Annotated in this window: 2 protein-coding genes; both read left to right on the forward strand. The window is 76.1% G+C overall.

Annotated elements, in window-relative coordinates:
* The coding region (locus tag DZF91_RS25350) for a thiolase C-terminal domain-containing protein (RefSeq protein WP_117359733.1) at nucleotides 1-1,060 on the forward strand (1,060 nt) is incomplete at its 5' end.
* A gap of 276 nt (nucleotides 1,061-1,336) precedes the next feature.
* Nucleotides 1,337-2,702: MMPL family transporter (locus tag DZF91_RS25360; protein WP_147341376.1), on the forward strand; the 1,366-nt coding region annotated here is incomplete at its 3' end.

Below are 2,702 nucleotides of genomic sequence, written 5' to 3' on the forward strand. Positions count from 1 at the left end.
CGCCGAGGCCGCGCGCGCCGCGCTCGCGGAGGCCGCCGAGGCCACCGGCGGCGCCGCCGCCACCCCCGACGCGATCCTCAGCTACCACCTGAACGACTCCGCACCCGTTCTCTACCTGGCGCGGGAGCTGGGCCTCGCCGAGATCGGCTGGCACAACGAGATCTACGGCGGCGGGACGCAGAGCGCGTCGATCCTTGCGGACGCGGCGATGCTCATCGACGCCGGGCTCGCCCGGACCGTCCTGGTGTACCGGGCGCTGAACGGGCGCTCCGGAAAACGCATGAACGCGCTCGGCCTCAAGCTCGGCGAGGGCGCGGAGGAGCAGTTCACCCATCCCTACGGCATGGCCGGTCCCGTCCACCAGTTCGCCCTGGCCGGGCAGCGGTACCTGCACGACACGGGCCTGACCGACCGGCACCTCTACGCGGTCGTCGCGCAGTCCCGCGCGCACGCGGTGCGCAACCCGCGCGCCCTCCAGCGCCACCGCCTCGCCCGCGCCGACTACATGAACAGCCCCATGGTCGCCTCCCCGCTGCGCCGGGTGGACTGCTGCCAGGAGACCGACGGCGCGTGCGCGCTCGTCCTCACCCGCGCCGACCTCGCGCCCGACGCCCCGCGCGTGCACACGGTCGTGCGCGGCGGCGGCCCCGGCGCGTCCGCGATGGACAAGGCGGACGACGTGACGCGCCTCTTCTCGTCCCACCTGGCCGAACCGCTGTACCGCGCGGCCGGGATGAAGCCCGAGCAGATCGACGTGGCGCTGCTCTACGACGCCTACTCCTGGCTCGTCCCGCGCCAGCTCGAGGACTTCGGGTTCGCCGCGCGGCCGGACCTCGGCGTCCTGCTCACCGCCGGGGAGATCGCGTGGAACGGCCGCCGCCCGGTGAACCCGCACGGCGGCCTGCTCTCCGAGGGGTACGTGCACGGCCTGAACAACGTCGCCGAGGCCGTCCGGCAGCTCCGCGGCACCGGCGTCAACCAGGTCGCGGACGCGTCGGTCGCGCTCTGCACCGGCTTCGGCGGAAGCTACGGCAGCGCCGCCATTCTCACCCGCCCCTGAGGCCCGCGCCCGCGACGACGTCAGGGACCGGACGCAGGCCTCTCCGGGGGCGGTCACGGCCTCACCGGGATGCGCGAACGCGCCGAGCCGGTCGGTGGAACCCTGACCGCCGCCCCCGAGCCGGACGGCGGGTTCCGCGTCGCGGCCGTCCTCCCCGCGGACCCCGCCGGGCCGCCGGGGACTCCCGGGGGAGTACTCCGCCCGGAGTAGGCGCGGCGGGAAGGTGTCTCCGGCCACCGGACGCGCCGGACGCCTTCCGGACGCGACTCTCGTGCCATGACGACGAAGACCATCTCCCCGGACGGCGCGCTCGCGCGCCTGGCCCGGCTCTGCTACCGGCGGCGCCGGATCGCCCTCCTGCTCTGGATCGCCGGAGCGGTCGCCATCATGGCGGTCGGCTTCTCGCTCTCGGCCGAGGCGTCCAACTCCTTCGGGGGCGGCGGCTCGGACTCGGGCCGCGCGCAGAAGATCCTCGACGCGCACTTCCCGAAGGCGGGCGGGGACAGCATCACGCTGGCCGTCCAGGCGGACCGGGACGTGCGCGACCTGGCCGTCCGGGCACGCGTGCAGCCCGCGCTCGACCGGCTCGCGCGGACCCCGCACGTCACCGCCGTCTCCTCGCCCTACCAGGGGCCCGGCCGCATCTCGGCGGACGGCCGGATCGCGTTCGCCACGGCGCAGCTCGACGTCCGGGCCGGCGACATGCCGGCGGCGGAGGTCACCAAGCTGGTCTCCGACGTCCGGGGCGACAGGGACGGGGTGCGGCTCGCGGTCGGCGGCAGCGCGGTGGCCGCCGCCGAGACGCCCGGCGGCGGGCCGTCCGAGGGCATCGGCGTGCTGGCCGCCATGTGCATCCTGCTGGTCGCGTTCGGCTCCGTGCTGGCCATGGGCCTGCCCATCATCACCGCGCTGTTCGGCATCGGCACCGCGCTCGCGCTCATCGGCCTGCTCGGCCACCTGCTGCCCGCGCCCTCGTTCAGCCCGATCGTCGCCGCGCTGATCGGCCTCGGCGTCGGCATCGACTACGCGCTGTTCATCGTCACCCGCTACCGCGAGGCGCTGCACGGCGGCGAGGACCCCGAGACCGCGACCGTCACCGCCCTCACCACCGCCGGACGCGCCGTGCTGTTCGCCGGGACCACCGTCGTCATCGCCATGCTCGGACTGCTCGTCATGGGGGACAGGCTGCTCGCCGGGGTCGCGGTCGCCGCGTCCACCACGGTGCTGATGACGATGGTCACCGCCGTCACCCTGCTGCCCGCGCTGCTCGGCTTCACCGGCCGCGGCATCGACCGGTTGCGCGTCCCCGGCCTCGGCCGCCGCACCGAGCGGCCCCTCGCCGAGCGCTGGGCGGACCTGGTGCAGCGGCGCCCGGTCCCGTCCGTCCTGGCCGCCGCCGGGCTGCTGCTCGTGCTCGCCGTCCCGGCGCTGTCGATGCGGCTCAGCCTGCCCGACTCGTCCACCCAGCCGCACGGCCACAGCGCGTACGCGGCGCACGAGATCGTGGCGCGCGGCTTCGGCCCGGGCGTCGAGGCGCCGCTGGTGATCGTCGCCCGGGGCGGCGACGCCGCCGCGGTCGCGGACGCCGTGCGCGCCACCCCGGGCGTCGCGGGCGTCCAGCCGCCGCGCCGCAGCCCGGACG

The sequence above is a fragment of the Actinomadura logoneensis genome (assembly GCF_003428695.1).
GTDB lineage: Bacteria > Actinomycetota > Actinomycetes > Streptosporangiales > Streptosporangiaceae > Spirillospora > Spirillospora logoneensis.